At 71.7% G+C, this 19,629-nt stretch carries 17 protein-coding genes; 9 read left to right on the top strand and 8 right to left on the bottom strand.

The features are described 5' to 3' along the window. Positions 1-118 precede the first annotated feature (118 nt). From gap to OHA19_RS19765, 3 genes are all read right to left on the bottom strand, one after another. Positions 119-1,117, bottom strand: a complete 999-nt coding sequence (gene gap, locus OHA19_RS19775; RefSeq protein WP_405714804.1) for a type I glyceraldehyde-3-phosphate dehydrogenase — start codon at positions 1,115-1,117, stop codon at positions 119-121. A gap of 107 nt (positions 1,118-1,224) precedes the next feature. Continuing rightward, positions 1,225-2,178: a GlxA family transcriptional regulator gene (locus OHA19_RS19770; RefSeq protein ID WP_405714806.1), complete on the bottom strand. Its 954-nt coding sequence runs from the start codon at positions 2,176-2,178 to the stop codon at positions 1,225-1,227. Positions 2,179-2,250: 72 nt separating this feature from the next. Further along, positions 2,251-2,796, bottom strand: a complete 546-nt coding sequence (locus OHA19_RS19765) for a hypothetical protein (protein ID WP_405714809.1) — start codon at positions 2,794-2,796, stop codon at positions 2,251-2,253. A 166-nt stretch (positions 2,797-2,962) separates the two neighbouring features. On the opposite strand from OHA19_RS19765, the gene OHA19_RS19760 reads away from it, so the two are divergent. From OHA19_RS19760 to OHA19_RS19735, 6 genes are all read left to right on the top strand, one after another. Next, a complete protein-coding gene (locus OHA19_RS19760; RefSeq protein WP_405750970.1) occupies positions 2,963-3,850 on the top strand; it encodes a DUF2797 domain-containing protein in 888 nt (295 codons plus the stop codon). Between the two features lie 62 nt (positions 3,851-3,912). Next, positions 3,913-4,791 carry an amidohydrolase family protein gene (locus tag OHA19_RS19755; RefSeq protein WP_405750967.1) on the top strand — a complete coding sequence of 293 codons (879 nt, stop codon included), beginning with the start codon at positions 3,913-3,915 and terminating at the stop codon, positions 4,789-4,791. Positions 4,792-4,875: 84 nt separating this feature from the next. After that, entirely contained in the window at positions 4,876-5,613 is a 738-nt protein-coding gene (locus tag OHA19_RS19750) for a response regulator transcription factor (RefSeq protein WP_405714817.1), read from the top strand. Continuing rightward, positions 5,606-7,171, top strand: coding sequence for a sensor histidine kinase (locus OHA19_RS19745; protein WP_405714820.1), 1,566 nt, complete (start codon positions 5,606-5,608; stop codon positions 7,169-7,171). Before OHA19_RS19750 ends, OHA19_RS19745 begins: the two co-directional genes overlap by 8 nt. Positions 7,172-7,197: 26 nt before the next feature. Next, positions 7,198-8,541: a glycosyltransferase gene (locus tag OHA19_RS19740; RefSeq protein WP_405750964.1), complete on the top strand. Its 1,344-nt coding sequence runs from the start codon at positions 7,198-7,200 to the stop codon at positions 8,539-8,541. Further along, complete coding sequence (locus tag OHA19_RS19735) at positions 8,538-10,763, top strand: ArnT family glycosyltransferase (RefSeq protein WP_405750961.1); 2,226 nt, start codon at positions 8,538-8,540, stop codon at positions 10,761-10,763. Before OHA19_RS19740 ends, OHA19_RS19735 begins: the two co-directional genes overlap by 4 nt. Before the next feature lie 3 nt (positions 10,764-10,766). Here OHA19_RS19735 and OHA19_RS19730 read toward each other — a convergent pair whose 3' ends face one another. Then, entirely contained in the window at positions 10,767-11,630 is an 864-nt protein-coding gene (locus tag OHA19_RS19730; RefSeq protein WP_405714827.1) for an endonuclease/exonuclease/phosphatase family protein, read from the bottom strand. A gap of 131 nt (positions 11,631-11,761) precedes the next feature. On the opposite strand from OHA19_RS19730, the gene OHA19_RS19725 reads away from it, so the two are divergent. Next, positions 11,762-13,291, top strand: coding sequence for an MFS transporter (locus OHA19_RS19725; RefSeq protein WP_405714829.1), 1,530 nt, complete (start codon positions 11,762-11,764; stop codon positions 13,289-13,291). Between the two features lie 94 nt (positions 13,292-13,385). Next, complete coding sequence (locus OHA19_RS19720) at positions 13,386-14,144, top strand: TetR/AcrR family transcriptional regulator (RefSeq protein WP_405714832.1); 759 nt, start codon at positions 13,386-13,388, stop codon at positions 14,142-14,144. 71 nt (positions 14,145-14,215) lie between these two features. On the opposite strand, the gene OHA19_RS19715 is transcribed toward OHA19_RS19720, so the two are convergent. The 4 genes from OHA19_RS19715 to OHA19_RS19700 form a co-directional block, all read right to left on the bottom strand. Next, positions 14,216-14,686, bottom strand: coding sequence for a PPOX class F420-dependent oxidoreductase (locus tag OHA19_RS19715; RefSeq protein WP_405714835.1), 471 nt, complete (start codon positions 14,684-14,686; stop codon positions 14,216-14,218). Between the two features lie 57 nt (positions 14,687-14,743). Further along, a complete protein-coding gene (locus OHA19_RS19710; protein ID WP_405750958.1) occupies positions 14,744-15,559 on the bottom strand; it encodes a YceI family protein in 816 nt (271 codons plus the stop codon). Between the two features lie 178 nt (positions 15,560-15,737). Then, entirely contained in the window at positions 15,738-18,251 is a 2,514-nt protein-coding gene (locus OHA19_RS19705) for an MFS transporter (protein ID WP_405714841.1), read from the bottom strand. Positions 18,252-18,274: 23 nt separating this feature from the next. Further along, on the bottom strand, positions 18,275-18,796 hold the full coding sequence (locus tag OHA19_RS19700; RefSeq protein ID WP_405714844.1) for a MarR family winged helix-turn-helix transcriptional regulator: 522 nt from the start codon (positions 18,794-18,796) through the stop codon (positions 18,275-18,277). Positions 18,797-19,362: 566 nt separating this feature from the next. Between OHA19_RS19700 and OHA19_RS19695 the strand changes: the two genes are divergently transcribed. Further along, positions 19,363-19,575: a hypothetical protein gene (locus OHA19_RS19695; RefSeq protein ID WP_388583602.1), complete on the top strand. Its 213-nt coding sequence runs from the start codon at positions 19,363-19,365 to the stop codon at positions 19,573-19,575. Positions 19,576-19,629 lie beyond the last annotated feature (54 nt).

Below are 19,629 nucleotides of genomic sequence, written 5' to 3'. Positions count from 1 at the left end.
CCGAGTGCACAGCAAGTCGAAGGCCCTCAGGAGAAATCCTGAGGGCCTTCGGCGTTATCCGTACTGCGGCGGGCAGCCGGGGCGGCACGGCTCGTCGCCGTGCCGCCCCGGCGTCCGGTCAGCGGGTGGCGAGGAGCTCGAGCGTGTCGATGACGCGGTTCGAGAAGCCCCACTCGTTGTCGTACCAGGCGACCACCTTGATGTGGCGGCCGTCGACGCGGGTGAGGGCCGAGTCGAAGATCGACGAGGCGGGGTTGCCCGTGATGTCGGACGACACGAGCGGGTCGTCCGAGTACTCGAGGACGCCGGCGAGCGGCCCCTGTGCCGCGGTGCGGTACGCCGCCAGCACGTCGTCGCGCGTCACGTCGCGGGCGACGGTCGTGTTGAGTTCGACGATCGAGCCCACCGGCACCGGTACGCGGATCGAGTCGCCCGACAGCTTGCCTTCGAGGTTCGGCAGGACCAGGCCGATCGCCTTGGCGGCGCCGGTCGTGGTCGGCACGATGTTGACGCCGGCGGCCCGCGCGCGACGGGCGTCGCGGTGCGGACCGTCCTGCAGGTTCTGCTCCTGCGTGTAGGCGTGCACCGTCGTCATGAACCCGTGCTCGATACCGGCGAGTTCGTCGAGGACCGCGGCCAGCGGCGCGAGCGCGTTGGTGGTGCAGGAGGCGTTCGAGACGATCGTGTGCACGGCCGGGTCGTAGGCGTCGGTGTTGACCCCGAACGCGAGCGTGACGTCGGCGCCGTCCGACGGCGCGCTGACGAGCACCTTCTTCGCACCCGCGTCGAGGTGGGCGCGGGCGGCCTTGGCCGAGGTGAAGCGGCCGGTGGCCTCCAGGACGATGTCGACGCCGAGTTCGGCCCACGGCAGCTGCGCCGGTTCGCGCTCGGCCAGCACCTTGATCCGGTGGCCGTCGACGACGAGGACGTCCCCGTCGGCGGACACCGGGCGTCCGAGCCGGCCGGCCGTGCTGTCGTAGGCGAGCAGCCGGGCGAGAGTGGCGGGCTCCGTCAGGTCGTTGACGGCGACGATCTCGAGGGCGCTGTCGCGCTCCAGGAGTGCGCGCAGCACATTGCGTCCGATGCGGCCGAATCCGTTGATGGCGATGCGAGTCATGAGTGATGTCCCTTTCCTTCGCCACCAGGCTCGCCCGAGGCGCGCGCCGCTGACAGTGGCGGGATCGCCATGGTTCAAAAGGATCCCGCCATGCGGTGCCGGGCGGGTCACTCGCCCCGGGTGAAGGTGCGCCGGTACTCGCTCGGTGTGGTGCCGAGGATGCGCTGGAAGTGCAGGCGCAGGTTCGCGCCGGTGCCGAGCCCGACGTCGGCGGCGATCTGTTCGACGCTGCGCTGCGAGCGCTCCAGCAGTTCGCGGGCCAGGTCGATGCGGGCGCGCATCACCCACTGCATCGGCGTGTAGCCGGTCTCCTCGACGAAGCGCCGGGAGAACGTGCGGGGCGAGACCTCGGCCTGTCGCGCCAGTGTGTCCAGGGTGAGGGGCTCGCCGAGCCGGTGCAGCGCCCACTCGCGGGTGGCGGCGAACCGCTCGCCGAGTGGCTCGGGGACGCTGCGCGGCACGTACTGGGCCTGGCCGCCGCTGCGGTAGGGGGCGGCGACCAGACGCCGGGCCGCGTGGTTGGACGCGGCCACTCCGAGGTCGCCGCGCAGGATGTGCAGGCACAGGTCGATGCCGGAGGCGGCGCCGGCCGAGGTGAGCACGCTGCCCTCGTCGACGAACAGCACGTTCTCGTCGACCTGGACGAGCGGATGCCTGGCCATGAGTGCCCGCGTGTAGTGCCAGTGCGTCGTGGCACGCCTGCCGTCGAGCAGGCCCGTGGCGGCGAGCGCGAAGGCGCCCGTCGAGATGGCGGCGAGCCGCGCGCCCCGGTCGTGGGCGGCGATCAGTGCGTCGACGACGGCCTGCGGCGGGTCGTCGCGGTCCGGGAACCGGTAGCCGGGGACGAAGACGATGTCGGCCCACGCGAGCGCGTCGAGGCCGTGGGCGACGTAGTACGCGAGACCTTCGCCGCCGGCCACGGGACCGGGTGTCGCCCCGCACACCCGCACCTCGTACGGCATGCTCGCGCGGGTCGTGAAGACCTGCGCGGGAATTCCTACATCGAGCGGCTTCGCCCCTTCGAGTACGAGGACGGCGACGCGATGCAGGCGGGAGGGCACAGGAAGAGGTTACGTGGGGCGTGACTCCGGTGCGCCCCCCGCGCGGACCGGGCGGGACTTTCCGGACACGGCTCAGCCCGTGATGTGGAACGGGGTGTCGGCGCGCTCGTCGCTGTCCAGGCCGCGGGCTTCGAACGACTGCTGCTGGTCCGAATCGACGCTGTCCTCCGGGACCGTGACCTCTGCGGCGAAGCCGCCGTCCGGTCCGGCCGTGACGTCGCGGAGGTCGAGCGTGGCGCCGTACGTCCCGTTGAACGTGATGCGCACCTGTTCTCCGGCCGCGAAACCGGAGCCCGTGATCGTGACGGTGGCTCCTATGGCGGCCGAGTCCGGTCCGGCCATGATGCGGGCGGCCGTGGGGGAGGGGGCCGGGGCCGGTGGTGTGGTCGGAAGGCTCTGCACGGGGCGCGGGGTGGCCGAGGCGCGCTGCGAGACCGGGGGTGCTGTGATGGCGGCGGGTGCCTTCGGGGAGTGGCCGCCCGCCACCGTTGTCGCGATCACGGCGGCGATGACGGTGGCCGAGCCGGTGATGACAGCCGCGATGATCACCGTTCGGTGGCTGCGATCGGTCCTTCCGGCCGGGTCGCCGGTGGTGCGGGTGTCGCCGGAGTCGGACACGTGGATTCTCCAACCGGTCATGTGTGGAACGCAGTTGATCAGAATACTTAGCGCCGTGCTCCGGCGGCCTCCGGTTTTCCTGTCCCGGCGCGGGGCTGCCGCGGCCGTCCATTAACGTCGTTTGACGTCGTTCGGCGTCGCTCAACGTCTTTTCCGGGGGTCGTTCATGGCTGGGGCGTGGCAGTGCACCGGGCTGCGGTGGCCGGATGCGCAGGGGCCGCCCGTGCTGGGCTGGCGGCGGGGCGGGGCCGTACGGGTGAGTGCGCAGGCGTACGGGACGGAGTTCGGGTTCCGGGCCGAGGGGGAGCGGCGGTGCGTCGGGGCGCGCGGGAACGCGTGTCCGGTGGGGGCCGTGGTGTCGGGGCGGAGCACGGGGGCGCGGTGCCCGGAGTGCGCGCGGCTGGACCGGGCGCATTCGGTGGCCGCCGACACGATCGCCGATGACCCGAGGACGTACCGCGTGTATCTCGCCTGGTTCGGGCCGGGGATGGTGAAGGTCGGGATCACCGCCGAGCAGCGGGAGGCGGCGCGGCTGCGCGAGCAGGGGGCCGTGGTGTTCAGCTGGCTGGGGCGGGGACCGTTGATGGCCTGCCGGCGGACCGAGGAACTGCTGCGGTCGGCGCTCGGGGTGCCGGACCGGATTCCGTACGCGAGGAAGCGGGCCGTGCGCGGGGCGCTGCCGGGGGCGGCGGAGCGCCGTGCGGAGGTGGCGGAGCTGTACGGGCGGGCCGTGGCGCTGGAAGGGGCCGGCTGGCCCGAGGCGCTGGAGCGGCTGCCGTTCGAGGCGGTCGACCACACCGGGGTGTTCGGGCTCGACGGCGTGGTCGAGGTGGCGTGGGCCGTCACCGAGTTGGTGGCCGGGGGCACGGTCGCGGGGCGGCTGGTGGCGGCGGCCGGGCCCGATCTGCATCTGGCCACGGCGACGGACGGGGTCGTGGTGCTGGACACCCGGCTGATGACCGGGTGGGAGCTGGTGGCGGCGGACCCGCGGGCCGGGGTGGGGGTGCCGGTGGCGGACATCGGGGGCGGTGGCGTGCAGGGCGGGCTGTTCTGAGACGGTGGAGCGTCCGGGCGGTGAGGACGGACGTGAGGCCGGACGGTTGAGAGGGGCGCGGGATGAGTGGTGACGCCGACGACGTCGTGCGGTTCTGGGAACGGCTGGGGCTGCCCGGGATCATCGATGTCCATACGCATTTCATGCCGGAGCGGGTGCTCAGCAAGGTCTGGGCCTACTTCGACTCGGCGGGGCCGCTGACCGGGATGGAGTGGCCGATCGAGTACCGCCACGACGAGGACGAACGCCTCACGCTGCTGCGTTCGTTCGGCGTGCTCCGGTTCACCTCGATGCTCTACCCGCACAAGGCGGGGATGGCCGCCTGGCTGAACGGCTGGGCGGCCGACTTCGCCCGCCGGGTGCCGGACTGCCTGCACACCGCGACCTTCTTCCCGGAGGAGGGCGTGGAGGGGTATGTGCGCGAGGCCGTCGAGGCGGGGGCGCGGGTCTTCAAGTCGCACCTCCAGGTCGGCGCGTACGACGCCAACGACCCGCTGCTGGAGCCGGTCTGGGGGCTGCTCGCGGAGGCCGGGATCCCGGTGGTGATGCACTGCGGCTCGGGGCCGGCGCCCGGCAAGCACACCGGCCCGGAGCCGGTCGGCCGGCTGCTCGCCAGGCATCCGCGGCTGCCGTTGATCGTGGCGCACATGGGGATGCCGGAGTACGCGGAGTTCCTGACGCTGGCGGAGGCGTACCCGCAGGTGCGGCTCGACACGACGATGGCGTTCACGGACTTCACGGAGGACTTCCACCCGTTCCCGCCGGCCGAGCGGGGGCGGCTCGCCGCGCTCGGGGACCGGATCCTGCTGGGCACGGACTTCCCGAACATCCCGTACCCGTACGCCCATCAACTGCACGCGCTGGAACGGCTGGAGCTGGGGGACGACTGGCTGCGGGCGGTCTGCCACGGGAACGCGCGCGCGTTGTTCGGTGTGGGCTGAGCCTCATCGTGGACCGCCGCTTTTCTCAGGGAATTCACAGAATCGGGTAAGGGGCCTTTCAGAGGAGCCTCACAGGGTTGGGGCATGACGACGACCTCGCCCCAGGGGCGTACCGAACTGCTGAGGGCGGACCGCACCCCGGTCCGTGTGCTGGTGGTGGACGACGAGGCTCCGCTGGCCGAGCTGCTGTCCATGGCCCTGCGTTACGAGGGCTGGGAGGTGCGCAGCGCCGGGGACGGTGCCGGGGCCGTCCGGATGGCGCGCGACTTCCGGCCCGACGTGGTGATCCTCGATGTGATGCTGCCCGACACGGACGGGTTCGCCGTGCTCGGCAGGCTGCGGCGGGAGCTCGCCGAGGTCCCCGTCCTCTTCCTGACCGCGCGCGACGCGGTGGAGGACCGGATCGCCGGTCTCACGGCGGGCGGCGACGACTACGTCACCAAGCCGTTCAGCCTGGAGGAGGTCGTGGCGCGGCTGCGCGGGCTGATCCGGCGCTCCGGCACGGCGGCGGTGCGCAGCGAGTCCACGCTCGTCGTCGGCGATCTGATGCTCGACGAGGACAGCCACGAGGTCAGCCGGGCCGGGAAGTCCATCCACCTCACCGCCACCGAGTTCGAGCTGCTGCGCTTCCTGATGCGCAATCCGCGGCGGGTGCTGAGCAAGGCCCAGATCCTCGACCGGGTGTGGAACTACGACTTCGGCGGGCAGGCGAACGTCGTCGAGCTGTACATCTCGTACCTGCGCAAGAAGATCGACGCCGGACGCTCATCGATGATCCACACCCGGCGCGGGGCGGGATATCTCATCAAGCCCGGTGAGTAGGCGCTCGTTCCGGTGGCGCGGGCCGTGGACGCTGCGGACCCGTCTCGTGGTCTCGGCGGTGACGCTGATCGCGGTCGTCGCCGCGGTCATCGGATCGGTCACCACCATCGCCTTCCACAGCTACATGTACGGCAAGCTCGACGACCAGCTGCGCACCATCGCCCTGCGGGCCGCGAAGCCGCCCGGCAGCGGCGGCGGGCCGATGCCCGCCGGCGCGCCGCACATCGACGACCCGCTCGCCTTCGTCGACGCGCGCGGACTGCCGGTCGGAGCCTTCGGGGCGGTACTGACGGACGGCTCGGTCACCGCGTCGCGCGTGGTCGTGGCGAGCACCACCACGCCCGGACCCGGCTCCGAGGACAGCGGGCAGCCGATGACCGCCGCCCAGCGGAACGCCCTGGCGGCGGCCGGGGTCACCGCCGGGGGCGGGGCGAGCAGCGTCGACCTTCCGGGGCTCGGCACCAACCGGGTGCAGGCGGTCACGGATCCGCGCGGCACGACCGTCCTGGTCGGCCTCCCCGCCGCCGAGGTGGGCTCCGCGCTCACCACCCTGATCCTCGTCGAGGTCTGCGTCACCGGCGCCGGTCTGATCGCGGCCGGGATCGCGGGCGCCGTCATCGTCGGTGTCGCGCTGCGGCCGCTGCGCCGGGTCGCCACGACCGCGACCCGGGTCTCCGAACTCCCGCTGCACAGCGGTGAGGTGGCCCTGCTGGAGCGGGTCCCGCAGGCCCAGGCCGATCCCCGTACCGAGGTCGGGCAGGTGGGCGCGGCGCTCAACCGGATGCTGGGCCACGTCGGTTCGGCGCTGGCGGCCCGGCAGGAGAGCGAGACGCGGGTCCGCCAGTTCGTCGCGGACGCCAGCCATGAGCTGCGCACCCCGCTGGCCTCGATCCGCGGCTACGCCGAACTGCCCCGGCGCGGCCGCGAGGAGACCGGCCCCGACACGCGGCACGCCCTGGGGCGGATCGAGTCCGAGGCGGAGCGGATGACGGGCATGGTCGAGGACCTGCTGCTGCTTGCCCGGCTGGACGCCGGACGCCCGCTCGGCCTGGAGAACACCGACCTCTCCCCGGTCGTCGTCGACGCGGTGAGCGATGCCCGCGCCGCCGGGGAGAGCGGCCACCACTGGCGCCTCGAACTGCCGGACGAGCCCGCGACCGTGCACGGCGATCCGACCCGGCTCCATCAGGTGCTGGTCAACCTGCTGGCGAACGCCCGTACCCACACCCCGCCCGGCACGACCGTCACGGTCCGGGTGCGGTGCGCGGCCGGGGGGCCGTGGGTGACGCTGGAGGTCGAGGACGACGGGCCCGGCATTCCGCCCGAGCTGCTGCCGCACGTCTTCGAGCGGTTCGCGCGCGGTGACGCCTCGCGCTCCCGCAGCGCGGGTTCCACCGGGCTCGGGCTCGCCATCGTGCAGGCCGTGGTCGCCGCGCACGGCGGCCGGGCCGAGGTGGACTCGGTGCCGGGTCGCACGGTGTTCGCCGTCCGGCTGCCCGCGGAGCCCGCGGCCGGTCCTTACTCACAGCGTGGGGACAGGCTCAGCACACGGGCGTGACAGCGGGGTTGGCGAGTGTCGGTCACATGCGAACCGACACTCCTTGGGGCACTCTGCCGGCCCGGGACCACCTCCTCGCCGGAGCGGCCGATGCGGCGGGTGCACCCGTACTCGATGTGGTGATACCCGTCTACAACGAGGAGAAGGACCTCGAACCGTGTGTGCTGCGCCTGCACGACCATCTGGAGCGCACCTTCCCGTACAGCTTCCGGATCACCGTCGCGGACAACGCAAGCACCGACCGGACACCGCAGGTGGCGGCCCGGCTCGCTCAGGTGCTGCCCCGGGTGCGGTCGCACCGACTGGAGGAGAAGGGCCGGGGGCGGGCGCTGCGCACCGTATGGTCCGGCTCGGACGCCCCGGTCCTCGCCTACATGGACGTGGACCTGTCCACCGACCTCAACGCGCTGCTGCCGCTGGTCGCGCCGCTGATCTCGGGCCACTCCGACCTGGCCATCGGTTCCCGGCTGGCCCGTAGCTCGCGAGTGGTGCGCGGATCGAAGCGGGAGTTCGTCTCGCGCGCCTACAACCTGATCCTCCGCTCGTCGCTGGCCGCCCGGTTCAGCGACGCGCAGTGCGGGTTCAAGGCCATCCGGCGCGATGTCGCCGAGCGGCTGCTGCCGATGGTGGAGGACTCGGGGTGGTTCTTCGACACCGAGCTGCTGGTGCTCGCCGAACGCGCCGGGCTGCGCATCCACGAGGTGCCGGTCGACTGGGTCGACGACCCCGACTCCACCGTTCACATCGTCCGGACGGCGACCGAGGACCTGAAAGGCGTGTGGCGGGTGGGGCGGGCGCTGGCGGTCGGCGCACTGCCGCTGGACCGGCTGGCCCGGCCTTTCGGGGACGATCCGCGCGACCGTGCGCTGAGCGGGGTGCCGGGCGGACTGGCCCGGCAGCTCGTCGGGTTCTGCGTCGTCGGCGCGCTCTCCACGCTCTGCTACCTGGCCCTGTACTCGCTCTTCCGGCTGGGGGCCGGACCCCAGCTCGCCAATGGCGGCGCGCTGCTGGTGTCGGCCATCGCCAATACGGCAGCCAACCGGAGGCTCACCTTCGGCGTACGGGGCCGGGGCGGGGCCGTACGCCATCAGGCGCAGGGCCTGGTCGTCTTCGCCATCGGGCTCGCGCTGACCAGCGGCTCACTGGCCGCACTGGGAGCGGCGTCCGGATCTCCGTCGCACGGTACGGAACTCGCCGTACTGATCGCGGCCAACCTCGCGGCGACGGTGCTGCGGTTCCTGCTCTTCCGCGCCTGGGTCTTCCCGGAGCGGGCCGCCGCGGAGGCCCGCCCGGCGCCCGAGGCCGCCCCCGCCGCTCCTTCGGCCGGGCCCGCCGACGACACTCACCACGAACTGGGGAACGTCCGATGACCACGCTGCATCCCGATCACCTTCCGGCCCCGCCGGATCCCCCGACGTCCCCGCCGCCCGCCGCGCCGGTCCACGGACGCCCGAACACGCCCCTGGCGCACCGCGTCCGGCGGGGCAGGCCCGAGGACCCGCGCTGGGCCAGGCCGGCCTTTCTCGCGCTGCTGCTGGTCATCGCGGGCGCGTACCTGTGGAACCTCAGCGCCTCCGGTTACGCCAACTCCTTCTACTCCGCGGCCGCGCAGGCGGGCAGCCGGAGCTGGAAGGCACTCTTCTTCGGTTCGCTGGACGCGGCCAACGCCATCACCGTCGACAAGCCCCCGGCCGCCCTCTGGCCGATGGCCCTGTCGGTGCGGGTCCTCGGCCTCAACTCCTGGGCGATCCTGCTCCCGCAGGTGCTGATGGGGGTGGCCACGGCCGGGGTGCTGTACGCGGGCGTACGCCGCCGTTTCAACGCCGTGGCCGGGCTGATCGCGATGGTGGTGTTCGCGCTCACGCCGGTGACCGCGCTGATGTTCCGCTTCAACAACCCGGACGCGCTGCTGGCACTGCTGATGACCGTCACGGTCTACTGCGTGCTGCGCGCGATGGAGCGCGGGCGCACCAAGTGGCTGGTGTGGGCGGGGGTGGCGGTCGGGTTCGCGTTCCTGACGAAGACGCTGCAGGCGTTCCTGATCCTGCCGCCGCTGGCCGTGCTGTACGCGGTGTGTGCGCCGGTCTCCGTACGCAAGCGGTTCGGCCAGCTCGGGCTCTCGGCCCTCGCGGTGGTCGTCGCGGGCGGCTGGTGGGTCGCGATAGTCGAGCTGTGGCCCGCCTCGTCCCGCCCGTACATCGGCGGCTCGCAAAACAACTCCTTCCTCGAACTGACCTTCGGCTACAACGGCCTGGGCCGGATCAACGGCGACGAGACCGGCAGCGTCGGCGGCGGTGGCGGTCCGGGCGGCGGGTCCGGCGGCCAGTGGGGCGAGACCGGCATCGGCCGGATGTTCAACTCCGAGATCGGCGGCCAGATCTCCTGGCTGCTGCCCGCAGCGCTGATCCTGCTGGTCGCGGGAGTCTGGCTGACCCGGCGGGCGAAGCTCACCGACACGGCCCGCGCGGCGTTCCTCGCCTGGGGCGGCTCGCTGCTGATGACGGCGGTGGTCTTCAGCTTCATGGCCGGCATCTTCCACCAGTACTACACGGTCGCCCTCGCCCCGTACCTCGCGGCGCTGATCGGCATGGGCGCCACGGTCCTGTGGGAGGAGCGCTCCCGCTGGTGGGCGGGTGCCGTGCTCGGCTCCGCGGCCGCCGTGACGGCGTACTGGTCGTACGTGCTGCTGGGGCGGACCCCGGACTACCTGCCGTGGCTGCGCACCGCCGTGCTCGTCGGCGGGCTCGCCGGTGCGCTGGGGCTGCTGCTCGTGTCCCGGACGGGGCTCCGGCCGGCGCTCGTCGCCGTGGGGCTGGGCTTCGCCGCGTCCCTGGCAGGGCCGACCGCGTACGCCGTGAGCACGCTGGACACCGGGCACCAGGGCTCGATCGTCACGGCCGGCCCGTCGGGCTGTGGCATGGGCGGACCCGGCGGCGGTGGGGGCCGGGGCGGTCCCGGTGGCGGGATGCGCTTCCCGGGGCAGGGAAACCAGCAAGGCAATCAGCTGGGAAACCAGCAGGGCAATCAGCAGGGTGGCGGCATGGGGCAGCCCCCGACCGGCACCCCGCCCGGCCAGGGCCAGGGCCAGGGCCAGCCGCAGGGCCAGGGCCAGATGCCGGGCCGGCCCGGCACCTTGCAGAACGGGCAGCAGCCCGGTGCCGTGCCCGGCATGGGCGAGGGCTTCGGGGGCGGCGGCCCGGGACGCGACGGCGGCGGCATGGGCGGACTGCTCAACGGCGCGTCGGTGGGCACCGAGGCCAGGAAGCTCCTGGAGAAGAACGCCGGGGACTACACCTGGGCCGCCGCGGCCATCGGCTCGCAGAACGCCGCCAGCTACCAACTCGCCACCGGCGAACCCGTGATGGCGATCGGCGGCTTCAACGGAAGCGACCCGTCCCCGACGCTGGCCCAGTTCAAGAAGTACGTCGAGGACGGCCGGATCCACTACTTCATATCCGGTGGCCAGGGCGGCGGCATGGGCGGCAACGGCGCCTCCTCGCAGATCTCCTCGTGGGTGGAGGAGAACTTCAAGGAGGTCACGGCCGGCAGCGCCACGTTCTACGACCTGACCCAGCCGAAGAAGAGCGGCTGAGGCTCAGCGCCGCAGCAACAGGTCGGCGACAACGGGGCGGTGGTCCGAGGCAAGCGTCTCGGCCACCGCCGCGTCGCGTACCCGCACGGTGTCCTTCGACACCGCCACGTAGTCGATCCGCTGCACCGGATCCTGCGCCGGGTACGTGGGACCGCCGGGTTCCACGTCGTCAAGCTCCTGCCACAGCGGGGCCAGCTCCGGCGCGGCCGGTGCCGCGTTGAAGTCGCCGAGCAGGATCTGCCGCACCGGCCGCCGCTCCGACACCCGGTCCTCCGCCATGATCCGGCGGGTGTCGGCCACCTGGGCGATCCGGAGGGACGGGTCGCCGCGGTAGTCGAGGTGCGTCGCGTACACGTGCACGGGCAGCCCCTTCACCCGCAGCACCACCTCACCGAAGCCGGGCGCGGGCGCCGGTACCGGGTTCGGGTCCTGGGTGGAGAGCCGGGTGATGTCGTGGTTCTCGGCGCTCACGATCCGGTACCGGGACAGCACCGCGACGCCGAACTCCCGCATCGGCGCACCCGGTGTCAACGGATCGAGGCGGTAGATCGGGGCGAACGACACCTGCATGCCCAGCCGCCCGGCCAGCTCGCCCGCCAGGTCGCGCCATTCGCTGCGGTCGCCCCAGCGGACGTCGACCTCCTGGAGCCCGATCACATCGGCGTCCAGCGAGCGCAGTTCGGCGGTCTGCCGGTCGAGGTCGAAGACGTTGTCCATGCCGGCGCCCGCATGGATGTTGTACGTGGCCACGCGCAGCGGCACCGGGGACTCGTGGGCCAGGCCCGCGGCCGCCGCGGGCGGCGCGAGGGCGCTCCCCAGCAGCCCTGCCGCGACGAGCACTTCCACCGTACGACGACGCAGTGACATACCACTCCAGCCCTTGTCGGATCAGCGGCGAGCACGGTACCGCGCGGAAATGCGTTGTACACCGTACAGGGACCGCTATACGGTGTACGACGCCTGCTACTCGTACACCGTATAAGGGATCAGGAGTCCGTATGACGGCGACCGCCGCCGAGCAGAACCACCTCTCGTCGCCGAGCCATCCGCAACGCTGGCTGATCCTCGGCGTCATCTGTCTCGCCCAGCTCACGGTGCTGCTCGACAACACCGTCCTCAACGTCGCGATCCCCTCCCTCACTCGGGAGCTGGACGCCTCCACCGCCGATGTGCAGTGGATGATCAACGCCTATTCACTGGTCCAGTCGGGGCTGCTGCTCACGGCCGGCAGCTCCGCCGACCGCTACGGCCGCAAGAAGATGCTGATCGCCGGACTCGCCCTGTTCGGCATCGGCTCGCTGGTGGCCGGGCTGGCCCAGACGTCCGTACAGCTGATCGCGGCCCGCGCGGGCATGGGCATCGGCGGTGCGCTGCTGATGACCACGACGCTCGCCGTCGTCGTGCAGATCTTCGACGAGACCGAGCGCGTCAAGGCGATCGGCATCTGGTCGACCGTCAGCTCGCTCGGGTTCGCCGTCGGTCCGCTGATCGGCGGAGTGATGCTCGACCACTTCTGGTGGGGCGCGATCTTCCTGATCAACATCCCGGTCGCGGTCATCGGGCTGGTCGCCGTGGCCCGGCTCGTCCCGGAGTCCAAGAACGCCGCCGGCGAGCGCCCCGACCTGTTCGGCGCGCTGCTCTCCACCATCGGCATGGCATCCGTCGTGTACGCGATCATCTCCGGTCCGGAGCACGGCTGGATGTCGGGACGGGTGCTGCTGACGGCCTTCGTCGGGGGCGCCGTCCTCACCGGATTCGTGCTGTGGGAGCTGCACATCCCGTACCCGATGCTGGACATGCACTTCTTCCGGAACCAGAAGTTCATCGGAGCGGTCGCGGGCGCGATCCTGGTCGCCTTCGGGATGGGCGGCTCGCTCTTCCTGCTCACCCAGCAGCTCCAGTTCGTGCTCGGTTACGGGCCGCTGGAGGCCGGTCTGCGCACGGCCCCGCTGGCGCTGAGCGTCGTCGCGCTCAACCTCACCGGACTGGGCGCCAGGCTGGTGCCCAAGCTGGGTACGCCGGTCACCATCGCGTCCGGGATGGGCCTGCTGGCCGCGGGCCTGGCCGCGATCGCGCTGCTCGGCGGCGACGGCTACGGCGGCATGCTGCTCGGCCTGGTCGTGATGGGCGCGGGCATCGCGCTCGCCATGCCCGCCATGGCCAACGCGATCATGAGCGCCATTCCGCCGGAGAAGGCGGGGGTGGGCGCCGGGGTCAACGGCACCCTCGCCGAGTTCGGCAACGGGCTGGGAGTCGCCGTCCTGGGCGCGGTGCTCAACTCGCGGTTCGCGGCGCTGGTGCCGGCGGCGGTCGGGGCGGCTTCACTGCCCGCCGCGCTCGCCTCGGCGACCGACGCCGGGGAGAGGGCCCGGATCACCGACGCCTTCGCCTCGGGTCTGGAGACCAGCCAGCTCTTCGGGGCGGTCGCGGTGCTGGCCGGCGGATTGCTGGCAGCGGTGCTTCTGCGCCGTGCTGAGCGGGCAGAATCTGCGCCGGCCGACTCGGCCGGGACAGCGGCAGCGGCATAGCATCGAGGCGGGGCGCACTGGATCGTACGAGTCCGCTTCGTGCGCACAGGTACGCATCCGGTCCGTCCCGCCGGCAAGACGAGGAGAGAGTGCCATGGTGTCCGCGGCCGACCGTGTGAAGAACCCCGCCAGGACCAGCGTGTGGCTGGACCGGAAGACACCGTCGCGCAGTCGTAGGACGGACCAGCCGGCAGGTCTCGACCGGGACAGGATCACCGCGGCTTCCGTCCGGCTGCTGGACGCCGAGGGCCTCGCCAAGTTCTCCATGCGCCGGCTCGCCGCCGAGCTGGAGGTCACCGCGATGTCCCTCTACTGGTACGTGGACACCAAGGACGATCTGCTGGAGCTGGCCCTCGACTCGGTCTACAGCGAGATCGGGCCCCCTCACGAGGACGCGCACTGGCACGACCGGCTGCGCGAACTGGCCATTTCCTACCGGGAACTGCTGGTCCGGCACGGCTGGGTGTCGCCGCTCGCCGGGCACTTCCTCAACATGGGCCCCCACTCGATGCTGTTCTCGTACGCCATGCAGGACGTGATCCGGGCGACGGGGCTGCCGCTGCACCAGCAGACGGGGGCGCTTTCCGCGGTCTTCCAGTTCGTGTACGGATTCGGCACCATCGAGGCCCACTTCGTACAGCGCAGCGCGGAGTCGGGGATCAGCCAGGACGAGTTCTTCCAGCAGGCGCTGGGCACCATCCGGAGCCAGCCGCAGCTCAAGGACGTCGTGGAGGCCTCGCAGGACCTGATGGACGCCCGCGGCGGCGACACGGTCGAGGAGATGCGCGACCGGGACTTCACCTTCGCCCTGGACCTGCTGATCGCGGGCATCGAGGCGATGCGGGACCGCTGATGGGCGGGCGGTGCCGCCGAGGGAGTGCTGAGCCGCCGCGGCGCTGTCCGCCCCTCCCGCACCGGCCGCGATCAGCCGTCGGACGCCAGGCGGGCCGGGAAGCCGCCGGTGGCGATCGGCCCCCACCGCTCCGGAGTGATCCGGATGATCGACTTCCCCTGCTTCACCATCGCCGCCCGGTACTCGTCCCAGTCCGGGTGCTCACCCGAGATGTTCCGGAAGTACTCGACGAGCGGCTCGACCGACTCCGGCGAATCGATCACCTCGGCCGCCCCGTCGATCTGCACCCACGGTCCGTTCCACTCGTCCGACAGCACGATCAAACTGACCCGCGCGTCCCGCTTCGCGTTGCGGGTCTTGGCCCGCTCGGGGTAGGTCGAGACGACGATCCGGCCCGCGTCGTCGACCCCGCAGGTCAGCGGGGAGCCCTGGGGGCGGCCGTCGGACCGGGTGGTCAAGAGGATCGCCCGGTGCCGGGGCCGTACGAAGGCCAGCAACTCGTCGAGTTCCACGGCTGTGTTCGTCGCGATATTGGGTGCCATGTCCGCAGACTACGACGGTGAGCACCCACCCCGCCCGTTGACTGCCCCACCCGGTGACTACGACGGCAGGGACTCACCCTGCACGGCCTGGATGTCGAGCTCCACCCGCAGCGTCGTACCGATCGCCGAGATGCCCGCCTGCACCACCTGGTTGTAGTTCATGGCGAAGTCCTCGCGGCGCAGCTCCGCCGTGGCGCTGAAGGCCGCACGCACCCCGCCCCACGGGTCCGGGCCCGTTCCGAGGTAGCTCAGGTTCAGGTCGACCGGGCGTTCGACCCCGTGCATCGACAGTCGGCCGTGGACGGTCCAGCGGTCGGGGCCGGCCGGGGTGAGCCCGATGGAATGGTACGTGATCTCGGGGAAGCGGTCCGAGTCGAGGAAGTCGGGCGACCGCAGGTGCTTGTCGCGCATGCCGTTGCCGGTGTCGATGCTGGCCGCGCCGATGACGGCGTCGACCCGGGACCGGTGGACCTCCTCCGAAATCTCGATCCGGCCGCTGAACTCGGTGAACCGGCCGCGCACGCTGGAGATCCCCAGGTGCTGCGCGACCGCGGCCACCGAGGAGTGCGCCGGGTCCAGCGACCAGGCGCCGGGCGGCGGCAGCTCCACGCCGCCCTGGCGGGCCAGCACCACCGTGCCGGCCTCGACCCGCCCGCTCGCCGTGACGAGGGCGGTGGAGGCGGCGGGGGCGTACCCGACCGCCGTGACGATCACTGTGTAGGCGCCGGCCTGGAGGGGAGTGTCGGTCCGCACCGCCCCGTCCTCGTCGGCAGCGGCCCGCAGCACCTGCGTGCCGGTCATGTCGGTGACCGTCACGACGGCGTGCTGGACCGCCCAGCCGTCCCGCGTCCGTACCTGTGCGCGAAGTCCCATCCCGTTCTCTCTCCTTGCTCCATGACTCAATGAGTCGGGCCCCGGGGCGGGGACGGCAGGCCGTCCCCTGCCTGCCGTCCCCGCCATCGGGGCCCATTTCCACCGGCCGGTACAGCGTCTCCGCTCGAAACGCCGACCCGCCAGGGGTCTGTGATCACTCGCCGGGTCGGGCGAGAATTTACTCGCCGGGGTGGGCGAGCTCGATGTCGTGGCCCTCGGCCCCGCGACCGGCGACGGTCAGCGCGCTCGCCACCGGCGGGTAACCGGTCGCGATGACCGAGTACTCGCCCGCGTCCAGGTCGGTGAAGGCGTACGCCCCGTCCTCCCCGGTCGTCGAGGTGGCGACCACATTGCCCGCCGCGTCGACCAATGTGACCCGGGCGTCCGGCAGCGGCCGCAGCGCCGAACCGGCCCGCACGACACCCTGGACCAGCGCACCGGACTGCAGCGCGGCCTCGACGCGGGTGACGCCCTGGCCGCCGATCTCCACCGGCAGTGCCAGCGGACGGAAGCCGGCGGCGTTCACCGCGACGGTCACCGAACCGGGGACCAGCTCACCGAAGGTGAACTCGCCCGTCTCACCGGACTTGCCGGTGGCCAGCACATCGCCGCGCACATCGGTCACGATGACCATGGCGCCCTCCACCGGGGCGGCGGACTCCGCGGCCCGCACGACGCCGGCCAGTCCGCTCGTACCGGAGAGCAGGATGTCGTACGCGAGCGGCTCGCCACCGACGACCACCGTGGACGCCTGCGGCTGGAAGCCGTCGGCGGAGGCGATCAGGACGTACGAGCCGGAGCCCGGCGCGTCCAGACCGTAGCTGCCGTCGGCCTGGGCGACGGAGCGCCCCAGCTGCCGGCCCGCCAGCGAGATCAGCGTGACGGCGGCCCGGGCGACGGGTGCGCCCTCGGCGCCGCGCACCACACCGTGCACGGACGTGCCGTGCAGGGTGGCGACCGGGGCCTCCAGGGTGTCGACCGAGGTGGCCGTGGCCGTCATCGCCGTGGCCGTCGCCGTCGTCTTCGAGACCGGCGCGTCGGCGATGGTGGCCGGAGCCTCGGCCGCCTCGGCGGCCGGGGCCTCGGTGGCCGTGGCCGGGACCTCGCTCACAGCGTTGCTCTTCAGGGCGACCTCCTTGATGAAGATCGTGACCAGGAAGGCGATCAGCGCGGCCGGAGCGGCGTACAGGAAGACGTCGCCCACACCGTGCCCGTAGGCGCTCTCCACGACCGTACGGAACGGCTCGGGCAGCTTGTCCAGGTCGGGGATGCCCCCGCCGCCGGTGCCGCCGTGACCCATGGCCGCGCCCTTGGGGCCGAGCTCCGCGAGACCGTCCTTGACGTAGTGGGTGACGCGGTTCGCCATGACGGCGCCCAGCGCCGAGACGCCGATCGCACCACCGAGGGAACGGAAGAAGGTGACGACGGAGCTGGCCGCGCCGAGGTCGGACGGATCGACCTGGTTCTGCGTGGCGAGCACCAGGTTCTGCATCATCATGCCGATGCCGAGACCCATGACGGCCATGAAGACCGCGATGTGCCAGTACTCCGTGTCGTACCGGATGGTGCCCAGCAGGCCGAGCCCGGCGGTGACCAGGAAGCCACCGCTGACCAGCCAGGCCTTCCAGCGGCCGGTCCTGGTGATGATCTGGCCGGAGACGGTCGAGGAGATGAACAGACCCGTGATCATGGGGATCGTCATGACGCCCGACATCGTCGGCGACTTGCCGCGCGCCAGCTGGAAGTACTGGCTGAAGAAGACGGTGCCCGCGAACATCGCGATACCGACGAACAGCGAGGCCAGCGAGGCCAGCGTGATGGTGCGGTTACGGAAGAGGCGCAGTGGGATGATCGGCTCGCTGGCCTTGGACTCGACGGCGACGAAGATCCCGCCGAGCACGACGGAACCGGCGACCATCACGGCGGTCTGCCAGGACAGCCAGTCGTACTTGTCACCCGCGAAGGTCACCCAGACGAGCAGCAGCGACACGGCGGCGCTGATGAAGAACGCGCCCCACCAGTCGACCTTGACCTGACGCTTCACGACCGGGAGCTTCAGGGTCTTCTGGAGCACGATCAGCGCGATGACGGCGAACGGCACACCGACGTAGAAGCACCAGCGCCAGCCCATCCAGCTGGTGTCGGTGATGACACCGCCGAGCAGCGGTCCACCGACGGTGGCGACGGCGAACACCGCACCGATGTATCCGCTGTAGCGACCGCGCTCACGCGGGGCGATCATCGCCGCCATCACGATCTGCGCGAGGGCGGAGAGACCGCCGACGCCTATGCCCTGGACGACACGGCAGGCGATCAGCATGCCGCTGCTGGTCGACATACCGGCGACGACCGAGCCGGCGACGTAGATGACGAGGGCTATCTGGACCAGCAGCTTCTTGCTGAACAGGTCGGAGAGCTTGCCCCACAGGGGGGTGGTGGCGGTCATCGCCAGCAGCGAGGCCGTGACGACCCAGGTGTAGGCGCTCTGGCCGCCGCCGAGGTCGGAGATGATCTCGGGCAGTGCGTTCGAGACGACCGTCGACGACAGGATCGCGACGAACATGCCGAGCATCAGCCCGGCCAGTGCCTCCATGATCTGCCGGTGTGTCATCGGCGCGCCGGACGAGGGATCGGAGGATCCCCCGTGCTTGGCGTGGCCGCCCCGCACACCGGTCGGTGTGGTCGTAGCCATTTAAGTCCTTGTCTTTGCTTCTGTTACACGGGTGTACGGGTGTGCGCGTCGTTGTCGCTGTCGGCAGGCCGGGAACGGCAGTCGCCGCTGTGCTTTCCGGGGCCGCACCCGCTGGGCCCGCGACAGACGAAACTGTCGCGCAGCCGGGCCAACAGCGTGTTGAGCTGGCCGACCTCGTCGTCCGACCAGTCGGAGAGGTTGTGGGCGAACATCTCGGTGGTCCGCCGGTTCAGCTCGCCGAGCACGTCACGTCCGTCGGGGGTCAGCCGCAGGATGCGGGACCGCTTGTCCGCCGGATCCGGGGACCGTTCGATCCAGCCACGCTCGGCCACATGGGCGACATGACGGCTGGTCACCGACATATCGACGTCCAGCAGCTCTGCCAGTCGGCTGATCCGCATCTCGCCGTGCTGCCTGAGAAGAGCCAGCACGGCGGCGGAGCCGCCCGGACATTCGGCGGGCAGGATGCGGGCGAGACCCCTCTTGACGGCCCCTACGGCACTCAGCTGCCGGGCCAGTTCTTCGTACTGACTCCGTGCGGCCACGGGACCCCCCAGACATCTCACCGGTTCATCTTGTTGCTTAGGGCAACCATAGAAGCCGTTGGTTGCTGCAGGCAAACGAAAGGGGGCTTGCAGGAGTAAAGGAAAGCAAAAGGCTGTGTACGGCTCGGGTCAAAGGTCCAGCGTGTGGCGTGCGGATGATGAGGGATGTGTCTCGCGCCACAGATGGGGCGGAAGGGGAACTGTCCGGGGTGGGTCCTGAGGGGCCCGTCCGCGTGACGGAACGCGCACGCCGCCGCGTGCCCGGGACGCGGGCCCGAGTCCGCGCGCCGGGCGTCCGGTCGCACCAAGCGCCGTACGCAGTCCGCGAGTGGTCGACCCAAGTCCCGTACGTAATCCGCGAATTGGCGAGACGGCCCGCACCGCATCCCGCAAGTGCCTTGTATACGTACCTGAATCGGCCCCGGAGCACGCCCCGCACACCCCCGACGTGCCCTGCCCCGCAGCAGGGTGCGGTCCGCCTGCTCACCGTGCCCGCGGCCCCGGCTCCGGCCCTTCGCCGACCCGGGGGTTGGGCCGCAACGCCGAGTTCGCTAGGGTCCTGGCCCATGGCACACAACCCCCACGCCCCGCAGGGCCCCGAGGGCAACCACGACCCGGCCGGCAGCACCCAGATGTTCCGCGCCTTCGTCGACGAGGGCGAGCCGCAGCGCAGGCAGCAGCCGGCCGCCGCCTCGTCCGGACCGCGCGTCGGGGTGATCGCCGCCGTCGTCGTGGTGATCGTCGCCCTCGCGGCGGTCGCCTGGCTCGCACTCGGCTAGGCCTCCGGCTCGCACTCGGCCAGGGCCTCGTCCGGCCGCCACCGGGCGCCGCAC

The sequence above is a fragment of the Streptomyces sp. NBC_00012 genome (assembly GCF_045040875.1).
In the GTDB taxonomy this organism is placed as follows: Bacteria; Actinomycetota; Actinomycetes; order Streptomycetales; family Streptomycetaceae; genus Streptomyces.
This window is presented reverse-complemented; position numbering and strand designations above follow the sequence as displayed.